The sequence below is a fragment of the Streptomyces sp. RKAG290 genome, from assembly GCF_023701695.1.
Lineage (GTDB): Bacteria > Actinomycetota > Actinomycetes > Streptomycetales > Streptomycetaceae > Streptomyces.
Map to the genome: position 1 here is coordinate 6,788,825 of NZ_JAJOZC010000001.1, position 16,373 is coordinate 6,805,197.

General features: G+C 70.8%; 8 protein-coding genes and 4 pseudogenes. 6 read left to right on the top strand and 6 right to left on the bottom strand.

Annotated elements, in window-relative coordinates:
- Positions 1 to 4: 4 nt before the first annotated feature.
- Both LNW71_RS30100 and LNW71_RS30105 read right to left on the bottom strand, forming a co-directional pair.
- On the bottom strand, positions 5 to 886 hold the full coding sequence (locus LNW71_RS30100) for an acyl-CoA thioesterase II (RefSeq protein ID WP_250971072.1): 882 nt from the start codon (positions 884 to 886) through the stop codon (positions 5 to 7).
- Between the two features lie 43 nt (positions 887 to 929).
- Positions 930 to 3,443, bottom strand: a complete 2,514-nt coding sequence (locus LNW71_RS30105) for a DEAD/DEAH box helicase (protein ID WP_250971073.1) — start codon at positions 3,441 to 3,443, stop codon at positions 930 to 932.
- Positions 3,444 to 3,603: 160 nt separating this feature from the next.
- Between LNW71_RS30105 and LNW71_RS30110 the strand changes: the two genes are divergently transcribed.
- Complete coding sequence (locus LNW71_RS30110; protein WP_250971074.1) at positions 3,604 to 4,395, top strand: metal-dependent hydrolase; 792 nt, start codon at positions 3,604 to 3,606, stop codon at positions 4,393 to 4,395.
- Between the two features lie 204 nt (positions 4,396 to 4,599).
- On the opposite strand, the pseudogene LNW71_RS30115 reads toward LNW71_RS30110, so the two are convergent.
- Together LNW71_RS30115 and LNW71_RS30120 are read right to left on the bottom strand one after the other, a co-directional pair.
- Positions 4,600 to 6,380, bottom strand: a pseudogene (locus LNW71_RS30115) (ABC transporter ATP-binding protein).
- Positions 6,377 to 8,241, bottom strand: a pseudogene (locus tag LNW71_RS30120) (ABC transporter transmembrane domain-containing protein). The pseudogenes LNW71_RS30115 and LNW71_RS30120 overlap by 4 nt, the downstream one beginning before the upstream one ends.
- Before the next feature lie 268 nt (positions 8,242 to 8,509).
- Between LNW71_RS30120 and LNW71_RS30125 the strand changes: the two are divergent.
- Positions 8,510 to 9,244: a L,D-transpeptidase family protein gene (locus LNW71_RS30125; protein WP_250971075.1), complete on the top strand. Its 735-nt coding sequence runs from the start codon at positions 8,510 to 8,512 to the stop codon at positions 9,242 to 9,244.
- Here the strand turns inward: LNW71_RS30125 and LNW71_RS30130 are convergent.
- Positions 9,235 to 12,174, bottom strand: a complete 2,940-nt coding sequence (locus tag LNW71_RS30130; RefSeq protein WP_250971076.1) for an FAD-binding and (Fe-S)-binding domain-containing protein — start codon at positions 12,172 to 12,174, stop codon at positions 9,235 to 9,237. The genes LNW71_RS30125 and LNW71_RS30130 overlap by 10 nt on opposite strands.
- Before the next feature lie 42 nt (positions 12,175 to 12,216).
- Complete coding sequence (locus LNW71_RS30135) at positions 12,217 to 12,660, bottom strand: MarR family transcriptional regulator (RefSeq protein ID WP_250971077.1); 444 nt, start codon at positions 12,658 to 12,660, stop codon at positions 12,217 to 12,219.
- 185 nt (positions 12,661 to 12,845) lie between these two features.
- Here LNW71_RS30135 and LNW71_RS30140 point away from each other — a divergent pair.
- The 4 genes and pseudogenes from LNW71_RS30140 (at position 12,846) to LNW71_RS37075 (ending at position 16,359) form a co-directional block, all read left to right on the top strand.
- Positions 12,846 to 14,650: pseudogene (locus tag LNW71_RS30140) on the top strand (ABC transporter ATP-binding protein).
- 160 nt (positions 14,651 to 14,810) lie between these two features.
- The gene (locus tag LNW71_RS30145) at positions 14,811 to 15,509 is read left to right on the top strand and encodes a TetR/AcrR family transcriptional regulator (RefSeq protein WP_250971078.1); all 699 of its coding nucleotides are present in this window, start codon (positions 14,811 to 14,813) and stop codon (positions 15,507 to 15,509) included.
- Positions 15,510 to 15,565: 56 nt separating this feature from the next.
- Positions 15,566 to 16,099: pseudogene (locus LNW71_RS37070) on the top strand (FAD-dependent oxidoreductase); the annotation flags it as partial.
- Positions 16,100 to 16,104: 5 nt separating this feature from the next.
- Positions 16,105 to 16,359, top strand: coding sequence for a hypothetical protein (locus LNW71_RS37075; protein WP_374119547.1), 255 nt, complete (start codon positions 16,105 to 16,107; stop codon positions 16,357 to 16,359).
- Positions 16,360 to 16,373: the final 14 nt, after the last annotated feature.

A 16,373-nucleotide genomic window follows, 5' to 3' on the forward strand; every position in this document is an offset into this window, starting at 1 on the left:
ACGGTCAGGAGGACGGCTCGCCCAGGCGGCGGAAGAGACCCTCCTGCACCACGGACACCAGGAGATTGCCCTCGCGGTCGTAGATCCGGCCGCGCGCCAGACCCCGCCCGCCCGTCGCCACCGGCGACTCCTGGTCGTACAGGAACCACTCGTCGGCCCGGAACGGACGGTGGAACCACATCGCGTGGTCCAGCGACGCCATGTCGAAGCCGCGCGGGCCCCACAGCGGCTCCACCGGGATGCGCACCGCGTCCAGCAGCGTCATGTCACTCGCGTACGTCAGCGCACAGGTATGGACGAGCGGATCGTCGCCGAGCGGGCCGACCGCGCGCATCCAGACCGCACTGCGCGGATCCGCGTCCCTGATCTCCTCCTGCGTCCAGCGCAGCCGGTCGACGTACCGGATGTCGAAGGGCTGGCGCCGCGCCATCCGCTCCAGCGCGTCGGGAAGCGCGCCCAGGTGGTCGCGCACCTCCTCGGCGACGGTCGGCAGCTCCTCCGGGTCGGGCACGATGCGCGCCGGCGGCAGCTGGTGCTCGAACCCTGCCGCCTCCGGCCGGTGGAAGGACGCCGTCAGGTTGAAGATGGTCCGGCCCTGCTGGACGGCCGTCACCCGGCGGGTGGTGAAGGACCGGCCGTCCCTGACCCGCTCGACCTCGTAGACGATCGGCACCCCGGGACGGCCCGGCCGCAGGAAGTAGGCGTGCAGCGAATGCACCGGCCGGTCCCCGTCGGTGGTGCGGCCGGCCGCGACCAGGGCCTGCCCGGCCACCTGCCCGCCGAAGACCCGCTGCAGGGACTCCTGCGGGCTGCGGCCACGGAAGATGTTGACCTCGATCCGCTCCAGGTCGAGCAGGTCGACCAGGCGCTCGGCGGGGTTCGTCATGCTGTTCGTCTCCACTCTCGCGGCGCCGTCGGTACGGACGCGCTCACAGCTGGCCCACGGAGGTGACCCGCAGGACGGCCCGGCCCTCCTCGTCGGACGCGGCCAGATCGACCTCGGCACTGATGCCCCAGTCATGGTCGCCGTTCGGGTCGGCGAATGTCTGCCGGACCCGCCAGAGACCGTGCTCGGCGTCCTCGTCGATCTTCAGCAGCTTCGGCCCGCGGGCGTCCGGGCCCGTGCCCAGCTCCTCGTACTCGTCCCAGTACGCGTCCATCGCCTCGCCCCACGCGTCCTCGTCCCAGCCCGCGTCGGCGTCCAGCTCGGCCAGGTCGCGGACCCGGTCCAGCGCGGCCAGCTCGACCCGGCGGAACATCGCGTTGCGCACCAGCACCCGGAACGCACGGGCGTTGGCCGTGACCGGCTTGACCTCGTCGGCCCGCTCCTGCGCCTGCTCGGCCGTCTCCACCTCGGGGTTGGCCAGCTGCTCCCACTCGTCGAGGAGACTGGAGTCGACCTGCCGGACCATCTCGCCGAGCCAGGCGATGAGGTCCTCCAGGTCCTCGGACTTGATGTCGTCCGGGATGGTGTGCTCCAGCGCCTTGTACGCGCTCGCGAGGTACCGCAGCACGATGCCCTCGGTCCGGGCCAGCTCGTAGTTCGAGGTGAACTCCGTGAACGTCATGGCGCGTTCGTACATGTCACGGATCACCGACTTCGGCGACACCGGGTGGTCGCCCACCCACGGGTGGCCCTGCCGGTACACGTCGTACGCGTGCCACAGCAGCTCGCTCAGCGGCTTCGGGTACGTGACGTCCTGCAGGAGCTCCATCCGCTCCTCGTACTCGATGCCGTCGGCCTTCATCTGCCCGACCGCCACCCCGCGCGCCTTGTTCTGCTGCGCGGCGAGGATCTGACGCGGGTCGTCGAGCGTCGACTCCACCACCGACACCATGTCCAGCGCGTACGACGGCGAGTCCTTGTCCAGCAGCTCGAACGCCGCGAGCGCGAACGTGGACAGCGGCTGGTTCAGCGCGAAGTTCTGCTGGAGGTCGACGGTGAGGCGCACGATGCGGCCCTCCGCGTCCGGGGTGTCGAGCTGCTCCACCACGCCGCCGTCCAGCAGCGAACGGTAGATGGCGATCGCCCGGCGGATGTGGCGCAGCTGCGCCCGGCGCGGCTCGTGGTTGTCCTCCAGCAGGTGCCGCATCGCCTCGAAGGCGTTGCCGGGACGTGCGATGACCGACAGCAGCATGGTGTGCGTGACCCGGAAACGGGAGGTCAACGGCTCCGGGTCGGACTGGATCAGCTTGTCGAAGGTGGTCTCCGACCAGGACACGAAGCCCTCGGGTGCCTTCTTGCGGACGACCTTGCGCTTCTTCTTCGGGTCGTCGCCGGCCTTCTTGACCGCCTTCTCGTTCTCGATGACGTGCTCGGGGGCCTGCGCGACGACGAAGCCCGCCGTGTCGAAGCCCGCCCGCCCGGCCCGGCCCGCGATCTGGTGGAACTCACGGGCGCGCAGCGTGCGCACCCGGGTGCCGTCGTACTTGGTGAGCGCGGTGAACAGAACCGTGCGGATGGGGACGTTGACGCCGACGCCGAGCGTGTCCGTACCGCAGATCACCTTCAGCAGACCTGCCTGCGCGAGCTTCTCCACGAGGCGGCGGTACTTCGGGAGCATGCCCGCGTGGTGCACACCGATGCCGTGCCGCACGTAGCGGGAGAGGTTCTGGCCGAACTTGGTGGTGAAGCGGAAGTTGCCGATGAGATCGGCGATCTTCTCCTTCTCCTCCTTGGTGCACATGTTGATGCTCATCAGCGACTGTGCCCGCTCGACGGCCGCCGCCTGCGTGAAGTGCACGATGTAGACCGGCGACTGCCGGGTCTCCAGGAGCTCGGTGAGCGTCTCGGTGATCGGCGTCAGACGGTACTCGTAGCTGAGCGGCACCGGACGCGTCGCCGAGCGCACCACGGAGGTGGGACGGCCGGTGCGGCGGGTCAGGTCCTCCTCGAACATCCTGACGTCACCCAGAGTGGCCGACATCAGGATGAACTGGGCCTGCGGCAGCTCCAGGATCGGGATCTGCCAGGCCCAGCCGCGGTCCTGCTCCGCGTAGAAGTGGAACTCGTCCATCACGACCTGGCCGATGTCCGCGTACTTCCCGTCACGCAGCGCGATGGAGGCCAGCACCTCGGCCGTGCAGCAGATCACCGGGGCGTCGGCGTTGACCGAGGCGTCGCCGGTGAGCATGCCGACGTTCTCCGTGCCGAACATCTTGCACAGGTCGAAGAACTTCTCCGAGACCAGTGCCTTGATCGGCGCGGTGTAGAAGGTGACCTTGTCCTGGGCCAGCGCGGTGAAGTGCGCACCGGCCGCGACCAGGCTCTTTCCCGAGCCGGTGGGGGTGGAGAGGATCACGTTGGCCCCGGAGACCACCTCGATCAGCGCCTCCTCCTGAGCGGGATAGAGGGTGATGCCCTGCTTCTCGGTCCATGACGAGAATGCCTCGAAGAGGGCGTCGGGGTCGTCGGTCGGGGGCAGCTGATCGATAAGGGTCACGCCCCATCTTGCCTGCCTTGTGCCCGGATGAGGGAACCGGACGACGCCGCGAAGATCACGGACGATACGCTGCCCACTCAACTCGGCCGCACCGCAACGACGGTGGCCGGAACTCGCACGTAGGCAACACCTGTCAACATTTACGGGGGCGGCAACACTCATGATGGGACCGGCACACTCTCTGTCAGGGGCAGCGGCCTGGCTGGGGGTGGGCGCGGCTGCGACTGCCGCGGGACACACCATGCCGTGGCCCGTACTGGTCGTCGGCGCGCTGATCACCGCGGGCGCGGCGCTCGCCCCGGACCTCGACCACAAGTCGGCGACCATCTCGCGCGCCTTCGGGCCGATCTCCCGCGGCGTCTGCGAGGTCGTGGACAAGATCTCGCACGCCGTCTACAAGGCGACGAAGATGCGGGGCGACTCGAACCGTAACGGCGGCCACCGGACCCTGACCCACACCTGGCTGTGGGCGGTCCTGACCGGCGGCGCAGCCTCCGTCGCCGCGATCACCTGTGGCCGGTGGGCCGTGCTGGCGATCCTCTTCGTCCACCTGGTCCTCGCCGTCGAAGGACTGCTGTGGCGGGCCGCCCGGGTGTCAAGCGACGTCCTCGTGTGGCTGCTCGGCGCGACCAGCGCGTGGATCCTCGCGGGCGTCCTGGACAAGCCGGGCAACGGTTCGGACTGGCTCTTCAGCGCGCCCGGCCAGGATTACCTCTGGCTCGGGCTGCCGATCGTGCTCGGCGCCCTGGTCCACGACATCGGCGACGCGCTGACCGTCTCCGGCTGCCCGATCCTGTGGCCGATCCCGGTGGGACGCAAGCGCTGGTACCCGATCGGTCCGCCGAAGTTCATGCGGTTCCGTGCGGGCAGCTGGGTGGAGCTGAAGGTGCTGATGCCGGTGTTCATGGTGCTCGGGGGAGTGGGCGGCGCAGCCGCCATGAACTTCATCTGACGCCCGCGCCGCTTCGTCCGGCGGAGATCGGGGGACCTCGCCCGGCGCCGCCGCACGCGGACCCCGGCTCCGCAGGCCGGCGGCCGCGGGCGAGGACAGGCAGGTCGGCAGGCCCCGGGCGAGTGGTGTCCGAGACGGCCGTGGAAGGCGCCTCCTGCGACGGAGGCGCCTTCCACGGCGGTACGGGACCGGTGCCCGCCCCCGTCAGCCGTGCCAGGACCGCCACAGCGCCGCGTACGCGCCGTCCGCCGCCACCAGCTCGTCATGGCTGCCCAGTTCACTGATCCGGCCCTGCTCCACGACCGCGATCACGTCCGCGTCGTGCGCCGTGTGCAGCCGGTGGGCGATCGCCACCACCGTGCGGCCGTCCAGCACCCGGGCAAGCGAGCGTTCCAGATGGCGGGCCGCCCTCGGGTCGAGCAGCGACGTCGCCTCGTCGAGCACCAGCGTGTGCGGATCGGCCAGTACCAGCCTGGCGAGCGCGATCTGCTGGGCCTGCGCCGGGGTCAGCACCAGACCGCCCGAGCCGACCTCGCTGTCCAGCCCTCGTCCAGGGCCGCTGCCCAGCCGTCCGCGTCGACCGCGGCGAGCGACGCCCACAGCTCCGCGTCCTGGGCGCCGGAACGGGCCAGCAGCAGATTGTCCCGCAGCGAGCCGACGAACACATGGTGCTCCTGATTGACCAGGGCCACGTGCGTACGTACCCGCTCCGCCGTCATCTGCGACAACTCCGCGCCGCCCAGCGTGACTTCACCGGTACGCGGGGCATAGATCCCGGCCAGGAGCCGGCCCAGCGTGGACTTGCCCGCGCCTGACGGGCCGACCAGCGCGAGCCGTGTACCAGGAGCGACGTCGAGCGACACCTTGTGCAGCACGTCGAGACCGGCCCGGTAGCCGAAGTGCACCTCGTCGGCGCGCACGTCCCGGCCGTCCGGGGCCACCGCCTCGTCGCCCGCGTCCGGCTCGATGTCGCGGACGCCCACGAGGCGCGCCAGCGACACCTGGGCGACCTGCAACTCGTCGTACCAGCGCAGGATCAGGCCGATCGGATCGACCATCATCTGGGCGAGCAGCGCGCCGGTCGTCAGCTGTCCGACGGTCAGCCAGCCCTCGATCACGAACCAGCCGCCGAGCATCAGGACCGCGCCGAGAATGGTCACGTACGTGGCGTTGATCACGGGGAAGAGCACGGACCGCAGGAACAGCGTGTACCGCTCCCAGGCCGTCCACTCCTTGACCCGCTGGTCCGACAGGGAGACCCGGCGCGCACCGAGCCGGTGCGCCTCGATGGTCCGCCCGGCATCCACCGTCTCCGCGAGCATGGCCGCGACCGCCGCGTAACCGGCCGCCTCCGAGCGGTACGCGGAAGGCGCCCGGCGGAAGTACCAGCGGCAGCCGACGATCAGCACCGGAAGCGCGATGAGCACCGAGAGAGCCAGCGGGGGAGCGGTGACGGTGAGCGCGGCGAGCAGCAGCCCCGCCCAGACCACTCCGATCGCCAGCTGCGGCACCGCCTCGCGCATGGCGTTGGCGAGCCGGTCGATGTCCGTGGTGATCCGCGAGAGCAGATCGCCCGTACCGGCCCGCTCCAGCACACCCGGCGGCAGCCTGACCGACCGCACGAGGAAGTCCTCGCGCAGATCGGCCAGCATCTCCTCGCCGAGCATCGCGCTGCGCAGCCGCATCATCCGGGTGACGACGGTCTGCACGACCAGCGCGACCGCGAACACCGCGGCGGTGCGCTCCAGATGGAGGTCGGTGACCCCGGTGGACAGGTCCTCGACCAGCCCGCCCAGCAGATAGGGGCCGGCGATCGAGGCGACCACCGCGACCGTGTTGAGTGCGGTGACGACCGTGAACGGCCGCCGGTGGCGCCGGATCAGCTCCCTTGCGTAGCTCCGTACGGTCGTGGGGGTGCCTACCGGCAGGGTCGTCGCCGACTCCGGGGCGGCTGGGTCGTACGCCGGTGGTGCGACGCCGATCATGCCCTCTCCTCGACTTCCTCGATCGTGTCGATCGCGTTGATTGCTTCGCCCTGGTCCGGTTCCCCCGGCGGCGCCGGGACCGCGATCTCGTCGTCGGTCTCGCGGGTGACGACCGCCCGGTACCGGGGTTCGCTGCGCAGCAGTTCGCGGTGGGTGCCGACGGCCACCACCGTGCCCCGGTGGACCAGCGCCACCCGGTCCGCCAGGTCGAGCAGCAGCGGTGACGACGCGAAGGCGACCGTCGTACGGTCCTCGCGCAGTGCCTTGATGCCTGCGGCGACCCGCGCCTCCGTGTGCGAGTCGACGGCCGAGGTCGGCTCGTCGAGCACCAGCGCCTCCGGGTCGGTCACCAGCGACCGGGCCAGGGCGAGCCGCTGGCGCTGGCCGCCGGAGAGCGACCGGCCGCGTTCGGTGATCCGGGTGTTCATCGGATCGCCGTCGGAGTCGACGGACGCCTGAGCCAGCGCGTCCAGGACGTCGCCGCACTGCGCGGCCGACAGCGCCTCCTCGGCAGTGACCCGCCCGGACGACGGCACGTCCAGCAGTTCGCGCAGGGTGCCGGAGAGCAGCACCGGGTCCTTGTCCTGGACCAGCACGGCAGTCCGGGCGGCGTCCAGTTCCAGCTCGTCCAGGGGTACGCCTCCGAGCAGCACGGACGGCACCTCGCGGTCCGCCGGCTCCTCCTCGGCCGCACCGGCCTGCGACACCGCCGGCTGGGCATGACCACCGAGCCGGTCCGCCAGCCGGCCGGCCTCGTCCGGATCGCCGCAGACCACCGCGGTGAACAGGCCCTCGGGGGCCATCAGACCGGTGGCCGGGTCGTACAGATCGCCGGTCGGAGAGGCGTCCACCGTCGACGGCCGGGCGACCCGGCTCAGCGAGAGCACCCGGACCGCGCGCTGGGCGGACGGCCGCGAGAAGGAGTACGCCATGGCGATCTCCTCGAAGTGCCGCAACGGGAACAGCAGCAGCGTCGCCGCGCTGTACACCGTGACCAGCTGACCGACGTCGATCTTTCCGTCCCGGGCCAGCGCCGCCCCGTAGGTGACCAGCGAGATGAGCAGCACGCCCGGCAGCAGCACCTGGATCGCCGAGATCAGCGACCACATCTGCGCACTGCGCACCGCGGCCTTGCGGACCTCCTGCGAGGCACGCCGGTAGCGCCCCAGGAACAGCTCCTCGCCGCCGATACCGCGCAGCACGCGCAGCCCGGCCACGGTGTCCGACGCCAGTTCGGTCGCCTTGCCTGCCTTCTCGCGCTGGAAGTCGGCGCGCCGGGTGGCCCGGGGAGGAGCGGCAGCACCGCCAGGGCGAGCAGTGGCATGGCGAGCGCGACGAGCACGCCCAGCGAGGGCAGATAGAGAACGAGCCCCACGCAGATGATGACGAGAGCGGCCGCGGCGGCGGCGAAGCGGGAGAGCGCCTCGACGAACCAGCCGATCTTCTCCACATCGCCGGTGGAGACCGCCACGACCTCACCCGCGGCCACCCGGCGGGTCAGCGCCGAGCCGAGCTCCGCGGTCTTGCGCGCCAGCAGCTGCTGGACCCGGGCGGCGGCGGTGATCCAGTTGGTGACGGCCGTCCGGTGGAGCATGGTGTCGCCGACCGCGATCAGCACCCCGAGGACCGCGATCAGCCCGCCGGCCAGCGCGAGCCGGCCGCCTGACCGGTCGACGACCGCCTGGACGGCGAATCCGACGGTGAGCGGCAGCCCGGCGATGGAGCACTGGTGCAGCAGACCCCAGGACATGGACTTGAGCTGTCCGCGGATCTGGTTGCGGCCGAGCCACAGCAGGAAGCGAGGGCCCGACCGGACATCGGGATCGCCGGGATCCGAGTACGGAAGATCGCGAATTTGCATGACGTCCCAAAGATCGGAAGGGGCTGAGATCCGCGGGGGATCCAGAGACACGTGGGGAGAAACGGCTGGGGGGACCAAACCGTCCAAGCCTCGCGTCCTGCCGGGGCCGAGGCAAACCCTTTTACGTGACGGGACGGTGACAGCGGCACGGCCCCGGCCGGGCGATGCGGCAGGTACCCGCAGGTACGGGGGTAAAGATTCGGCACGCATTCCCCGCGGCCCGCACGGCTGGGCGAAGGCGAAGGCCACGGAGTGCGACCATGGGCGAATGCATATAGCCGGTGCGGTACGAGTGGTGGTCTCGGCGGCTGCCTGCGGTGTCCTGCTCACGACCCTCACGTCGTGCGGTGAAGGACAGGACGCTAAGAAGGGCGACGCGCGGTCGGCCGACGCCCCGAAGAAGGCGGCCCGGACCGTCGACCTGAAGCGCATCCCGGACGTGGGCGACCGGATGCAGTCGAAGATCCCGGCCGAATCCCGTCAGGTGGTCGCTGTCTACGGCGAGGGCAAGAACAGCGCGGACTCCACCGTCGTGCTCTACACCAAGTCCGGCTCCACCTGGGACAAGGCCGCCGGCTGGAAGGCCCACAACGGCAAGAAGGGCTGGGCCGCCGACCACCACGAGGACGACAAGCGCAGCCCGGTCGGCGTCTTCACCCTCTCCGACGCGGGCGGTGTGCTGCCCGACCCGGGCTCTCGTCTCCCGTACACGGAGTCGGCGTCCATCCAGGCCCCGCACTACTGGGCCAAGTCCCACTGGCACGACTTCGACTACGTCATCGCCATCGACTACAACCGCGTCAAGGGCACCCCTCCCAACGATCCGACGCGGCCCGAAGGGCAGACCAAGGGCGGCAGCATCTGGCTGCACATGGACCACGGCAGCGGCACCTCGGCCTGCGTGAGCCTGCCGAAGCCGGCCATGCAGAAGCTGCTGCGCACCCTTGACCCGAAGCAGCACCCGGTCGTGGTCATGGGCGACCGGGCCAGCCTTCAGGCCTGACCGGGACCGGGCCGGGTCGCCCGCTCAAGCTCCAGCAACGCCGAGTGGTACGAACGGCCGGTCGCCCGGTCCATGCCGATCTCGCACATCCGGTTGGCCGAGAGGTACGTGTCGTACTCCCGGGTGTTCACCTCGGCGGCCTCCTTCGCGGTCGCCGAGGCCGTCAGTTCCTCGTGCAGCATGCCGCGGTCGCCCGCGAAGCCGCAGCACGAAGCGTCGTCCGGGATCACGACCTCCTCGGCGCAGGCCTCCGCGACCGCCCGCAACTGCTCCACATCGTCCAGGTGTTCCATCGAGCAGGTCGGATGGAGGACGGCGGAGCCGGTCCGGCGCAGCACCGTCAGCCTCGGCAGGAGTTCGTCGGCTGCCCAGACCAGGGAGTCGACGACGGTCAGCCGGCGGTGCAACTCCCGGTTGTCCTCGGTCAGATACGGCACCACCTCATGGGCGATGCCCAGCGTGCACGAGGAGGCGTCGACGACCAGCGGCAGCTTTCCGCCGCCGGTCCAGCCCCAGGCGGCGGCCACGATCCGGTTGGCCATCACGGCGTTCGCGCTGTCGTAGCCCTTGGAGTGCCAGATCGTCGCGCAGCAGGTACCCGCGACGTCCTGCGGGATCCAGACGGGCCGTCCGGCGCGGGCCGACACCGCGACCACGGCCTGCGGAAGCGACGGGCCCTGATGTCCCCCGGGCCCGCCGAAGATGCGGTTGACGCAGGCCGGGTAGTAGACCGCGCTCGCTCCGGCCCTGGACGTACGGGGCAGCGCGCGGGCGGCGGCGCCCGGGATCTCCGGCAGCCATGCGGGTACCAGATCGGGGCGCACGGCCCGGCGGGCGAGACCGGTGACGCCTTCGAGCAGCCGGTCGTCGATCCGGCCGGCCGCGGCGACCGCGAGCCGGGCCGCCGTCTCCACTGCGCGGAAGTGCTTCGCCGTGAGCGCGGCGATCCGTTCCTCGCGCGGGGAGTGCCGCTGGTGGCGGAAGTCCTTCATCATGGCGCCCGTGTCGATCCCGACGGGGCAGGCGAGCTTGCAGGTGGAGTCACCGGCACAGGTGTCGACGGCGTCGTAGCCGTACGCGTCGAGCAGTCCGCTCTCCACCGGCGAACCGCCCGACTGCCGCATCATCTCCCGCCGCAGCACGATGCGTTGGCGTGGTGATGTGGTCAGGTCGTGGCTGGGGCAGGTGGGTTCGCAGAATCCGCACTCGATGCAGGGGTCGGCCACCGCCTCGACCTTCGGGATGGTCTTCAGCCCGCGCAGATGCGCCTTCGGGTCGCGGTCCAGGACGATCCGCGGCGCCAGCACCCCGTCGGGGTCGATGAGCTGCTTGGTACGCCACATCAGCTCGGTCGCCCGCGGCCCCCATTCCAGCTCCAGGAACGGTGCGATGTTGCGGCCGGTGGCGTGCTCCGCCTTGAGCGATCCGTCGAACCGCTCCACGGTCAGCCGGCAGAAGTCCGCCATGAAGGCGGCGTACCGGTCGACGTCGGAGGGCTTCGCCGCGTCGAAGGCGAGCAGGAAGTGCAGATTGCCGTGCGCCGCGTGGCCCGCGACGGCGGCGTCGAAACCGTGCTCGGCCTGGAGCGACAACAGCGCCTCGCAGGCGTCGGCCAGCCGGGCGGGCGGTACCGCGAAGTCCTCGGTGATCAGTGTCGTACCGGACGGCCGGGAGCCGCCGACCGCGGTGACGAAGGCCTTGCGGGCCTTCCAGTAGCCGGAGATCGTCCGGGCGTCCCGGGTGAACTCATTGGTCACCGAGGTGACCGGCCGGACCAGCTCCAGACCCCGTACGACCCCGGCCGCCGCCTCTTCGTACGCCTCCTGCGCGGCCTCGTCGGGGGACCGGAACTCCACCAGGAGCGCCGCGGTCTCCCTCGGCAGCCCGGCCCAGTCGCCAGGCACTCCCTGGACGCTGACGGAGGCGCGCAGGGTGTTGCCGTCCATCAGCTCGACGGCGATGGCGCCCGCCTCGTTGAACAGCGGGACCGCGGCCGCCGCCGTGGTCAGGGACGGGAAGAAGAGCAGCGCGGTGGAGACGCGGCGGTCCAGCGGCAGCGTGTCGAAGACGACCTCGGAGATGAAGCCGAAGGTCCCCTGCGACCCGACCATCAGGCCGCGCAGGATCTCCACGGGTGTCGAACCGTCCAGGAAGGCGTCGAGGCGGTACCCGTTGGTGTTCTTGATCTCGTACTTGGCCCGGATCCGGGCGGTGAGTCCGGCGTCGGCCTCGATCTCCGCCTTGAGCGCGAGCAGTCCCGCGCAGAGCCGCGGCTCCGCGTGGGCGAGGTCCTCGTCCGCCGTGGGGTCGCCGGTGTCCACCACCGTGCCGCTGGGCAGCACGAAGGTGAGCGAGGAGACGGTGCGGTAGGAGTTACGGCTGATGCCCGCGGTCATCCCGGAGGCGTTGTTGGCGACGACCCCGCCGACCGTGCACGCGATGGCGCTGGCCGGGTCGGGGCCCAGCAGCCGGCCGTGCCGGGCCAGGGTGGCGTTGGCCCGCATGATCGTCGTCCCCGGTCGGATGCGGGCCTGCGCGCCGCCGTCCAGGACCTCGATGCCCGCCCAGTGCTGCCGGACGTCGACCAGGATGTCCTCGCCCTGCGCCTGGCCGTTCAGACTGGTGCCCGCGGCCCGGAAGACGACCTTGCGGCCCCTGCCGTGCGCGTACGACAGGACCGCCGAGATGTCGTCGATGTCCTCGGCCACGACCACGACCTGGGGCACGAACCGGTAGGGGCTGGCGTCGGAGGCGTACCGCACCAGGTCGGAGATCTTCCACAGGACCTTCCGCGCACCCAGCAGCGCGGTGAGCTCGCCGCGCAGCGGCTCGGGCGTCCCCGGGGCCTGCGCGTCGGGCACGCGGTCGTGGGTGGGCCTGCGCACCGCACCGGGGCGCAGGGCTTCCGGTTTCGGCTCCAGCAGCGGCATGTCGAGGTCCCCTCGGCGGCTCGTGCGGTGCTTCGCACCCGATCAGCAGCGGCGCTCCGGCATTCCGTTGACCAGAGCGGTGAGCAGTCCGCCGAGCACCTCGCGCTGCTCGGCGGTCAATGGAGCCAGGATCTCCTCTGCGGCCGCCCGGCGCGCGTTGCGCAGCGACCGGAGAGTGGCGATCCCCTCGTCGGTGATCTCGATCCGCACCACCCGGCGGCTGTCCGGATCGGGGGCGCGGCGCACCCGGCCGCTGGCCTCCAGACCATCCACCAGTGTGGTCACGGCGCGCGGGACGACATCGAGGCGCTGCGCGAGATCCGCCATCCGCGGCGGCCCGTCGTAATGCGCGACGGTCCGCAGCAGCCGGAACTGCGCCGGAGTGATGCCGACCGGCTCCAGCTGACGGCCCTGAATGCGCTGGAGTCTGCGGGTCAGCCGCAGCAGCTGTTCGGCGAGCATGCCGTCGGGGTCGGGGGAGTCCATGAGGGGAACAATATCAGGACCATGTGCATTGTGAGTACAGGTAACAATGAGCTATGCTCTTATCCGGCCGGTTGTCGCGGGAATTCCGACGGACCGGCTCCCCGACTTTCGCGGACCGCCGACGCGCCTGGCGCTACAGGTAGCCGCACCCCCTCCCTGTAGTCGCACGCCTGACGAAGGAGCCCATGAAACCCGACGAACCCACGTGGACGCCCCGCCCAACGATGCCGAGCAGCCGCCCGCCGAGCTGCGTCGCATCCTCCGCCTCTTCCATCCGTACCGTGGCCGCCTCGCGGTGGTCGGACTGCTCGTCGGCGCTTCGTCGCTGGTGTCGGTCGCCTCGCCGTTCCTGCTCCGCGAGATCCTCGACACCGCCATCCCGCAGGGGCGGACCGGGCTGCTCTCGCTGCTCGCCCTCGGCATGATCCTGACCGCCGTGATGAACAGTGTCTTCGGTGTGCTGCAGACCCTCATCTCCACCACCGTCGGCCAGCGGGTGATGCACGACCTGCGCACCGGGGTCTACACGCAGCTGCAGCGGATGCCCCTCGCCTTCTTCACCAGGACCCGCACGGGTGAGGTCCAGTCCCGGATCGCCAACGACATCGGCGGCATGCAGGCCACCGTCACCTCGACGGCGACGTCCCTGGTCTCCAACCTCACCGCGGTCATCGCGACCGTCGTCGCGATGCTCGCACTCGACTGGCGGCTCACCGTCGTCTCGCTCCTGCTGCTGCCGGTGTTCGTCTGGATCAGCCGCCGGGTCGGCCGCGAGCGCAAGAAGATCACCACCCAGCGGCAGAAGCAGATGGCCGCCATGGCGGCCACGGTCACCGAATCGCTCTCCGTCAGCGGCATCCTGCTCGGCCGCACCATGGGCCGCTCCGAATCGCTCACCAAGGGTTTCGCTGAGGAGTCCGAGCGGCTGGTCGACCTCGAAGTGCGCTCCAGCATGGCCGGACGCTGGCGGATGTCGACGATCGGCATCGTCATGGCCGCCATGCCGGCCGTCATCTACTGGGCCGCGGGCATCACCTTGCGATCCAGCGGGCCCGCTGTCTCCATCGGGACGCTCGTCGCCTTCGTCTCGCTCCAGCAGGGCCTCTTCCGGCCCGCGGTGAGCCTGCTCTCCACCGGGGTGCAGATGCAGACGTCCCTCGCCCTCTTCCAGCGGATCTTCGAGTACCTCGACCTCACCGTGGACATCACCGAGCCGGAGAACCCGGTCCGCCTGGACAAGATCCGTGGCGAGGTCCGCTTCGAGAACGTCGACTTCAGCTATGACGAGAAGAGCGATCCCACGCTCAGCGGCGTCGACGTGACCGTGCCAGCCGGCGGCAGCCTGGCCGTCGTCGGCCCCACCGGCTCCGGCAAGTCCACCCTCAGCTATCTGGTGCCGAGGCTGTACGACGTCACCGGCGGCCGGGTCACGCTCGACGGTGTCGACGTGCGCGATCTGGACTTCGACACGCTCGCCAGGGCCGTAGGGGTGGTCTCCCAGGAGACGTACCTCTTCCATGCCTCCGTCGCCGAGAATCTGCGCTTCGCCAAACCGGACGCCACCGACGCCGAGATCGAGGCAGCGGCCCGCGCGGCTCAGATCCACGACCACATCGCCTCACTGCCCGACGGCTACGACACCCTCGTCGGTGAGCGCGGCTACCGCTTCTCGGGCGGTGAGAAGCAGCGACTGGCCATCGCCCGCACGATTCTGCGTGACCCCCCGGTGCTGATCCTCGACGAGGCGACGAGCGCCCTCGACACCCGCACCGAATTCGCCGTGCAGGAAGCGATCGACGCGCTCTCCGCCGGACGCACCACCCTCACCATCGCCCACCGGCTCTCCACCGTGCGCGACGCGGACCAGATCGTCGTCCTGGACGGCGGGCGGACCGCGGAGCGCGGCAGTCACGAGGAGCTGCTTGAGCAGGACGGGCGTTATGCGGCCCTGCTCCGCCGGGACTCCCAGCTCGCTCCCGCGGCGAGCTGACCGGCCGGACCGCACCCCTGCGGTCCCCCGCCGGGCACCCGTCCTCCGCCGGCTCCCCGTCCGCGTGAGGCGGGAAGGCAGCGGTGATCGGCTTGGTGCCGGCGCCGACCCGCTCCAGAACGAACTTGTTCGTTACGAACATGTTCGTTATGGTGAGTGCATGACGTCCCGAGCTCCCGCACCCCGCAGTCGCCGCGAACGGCCGGCCAAGCCGGCTCTCACCTACGACGGGATCGTCGCCACCGCGGTGGCGATCATGCGCGAGGAGGGCCTGCAGCGCGTCACCATGCGCCGCCTGGCCCAGGAGCTCGACACGGGACCGGCCTCGCTGTACGTGTACGTGGCGAACACCGCCGAACTGCACGCGGCGATCCTGGAGGAGCTGCTGGGAGCCGTCGACCTGAGCCCATCCCTCGCCGGGTCCGCCGGCGACTGGCGCGACCGGCTCACCGCGGTCCTCGGCTCCTACACGTACACCCTGTTCGAGCACCCCAGCCTCGCCCGGTCGGCGTTGGTGGCACGCCCTTCCGGGCCGAACTACCTGGCCCTGGTCGAGGCGGTCCTGACCCTCCTGCACGAGGGGGACGTGCCCGACGCGCAGGCGGCCCGAGGTGTGGACGTGCTGCTGCAGGTGGCTACGGCCGCCGCCGTCGAGCAGTCCACCCGGGGGCAGGACGCCGACGCGGAGGACGAGCACAACGCCCTCGTTGCCGTGCTGTGCGGCGTGAGCGCCGCGCAGTATCCGCGGATCGCCGCGCTCGGTGCCGACCTGGCCGCCGGCTCCCCCGATCAGCGCCTGGACTGGATCTTCCGCGCGGTCATCAACGGGACACGGACCACCCCGGTCACGCCCGACTGAACGCCCCGGCCCGCACCGCACCGTCGGCGGGCGCCCCACGACTTGGAGGCATCACCATGAGCACCACACACCACCCCATCGCGATCATCGGCGCCGGCCTCGGCGGTCTCACTCTCGCCCGTGTACTGCACGTGAACGGGATCGAGGCGGCCGTCTTCGACCTGGAGGCCGACCGGAACGCCCGCACCCAGGGCGGCATGCTCGACATCCACGAGGAATCCGGCCAGGACGCCCTGCGCGCGGCCCAACTGCACGAGCGCTTCAGGGAGAAGGTCCACCCCGGCGGCGAGGCCATGCGCGTCCTCGACAAGCACGCCCGGGTGCTGTTGGAGCAGAAGGACGACGGCCAGGGCGACCGTCCCGAGATCGACCGAGGAGACCTGCGCGATCTCCTGCTCGACGCGCTCCCCGAGGACACCGTGCACTGGGGAAGCAGGATCACCGGCGCCAGACCGACCGGCTCAGGGCAGCACGAGGTCACACTCGCCGACGGCAGCGTCTTCACGACCGGCCTGCTCGTCGGGGCGGACGGTGCCTGGTCCCGCATCCGCCGCTGCTCTCCGATGCCGTCCCCGCCTACACGGGCATCTCCTTCGTGGAGCTGGACCTCTTCGAAGCCGACACCCACCACCCCGAGTGCGCCGAACTCATCGGCGGCGGGATGTTCTTCGCACTCGGTGACCACCGCGGATTCCTCGCCCACCGGGAATCCGACGGCAGCCTCCACATCTACACGCCCTGCGTGCCGCCGAGGACTGGCTGTCCACGATCGACTTCACCACCGCCGACGCCGCCAAGGCCGCACTGGCCGGGCACTTCGCCGACTGGGCACCCGCCCTGCGGCGGCTGATCACCGACGCCGAC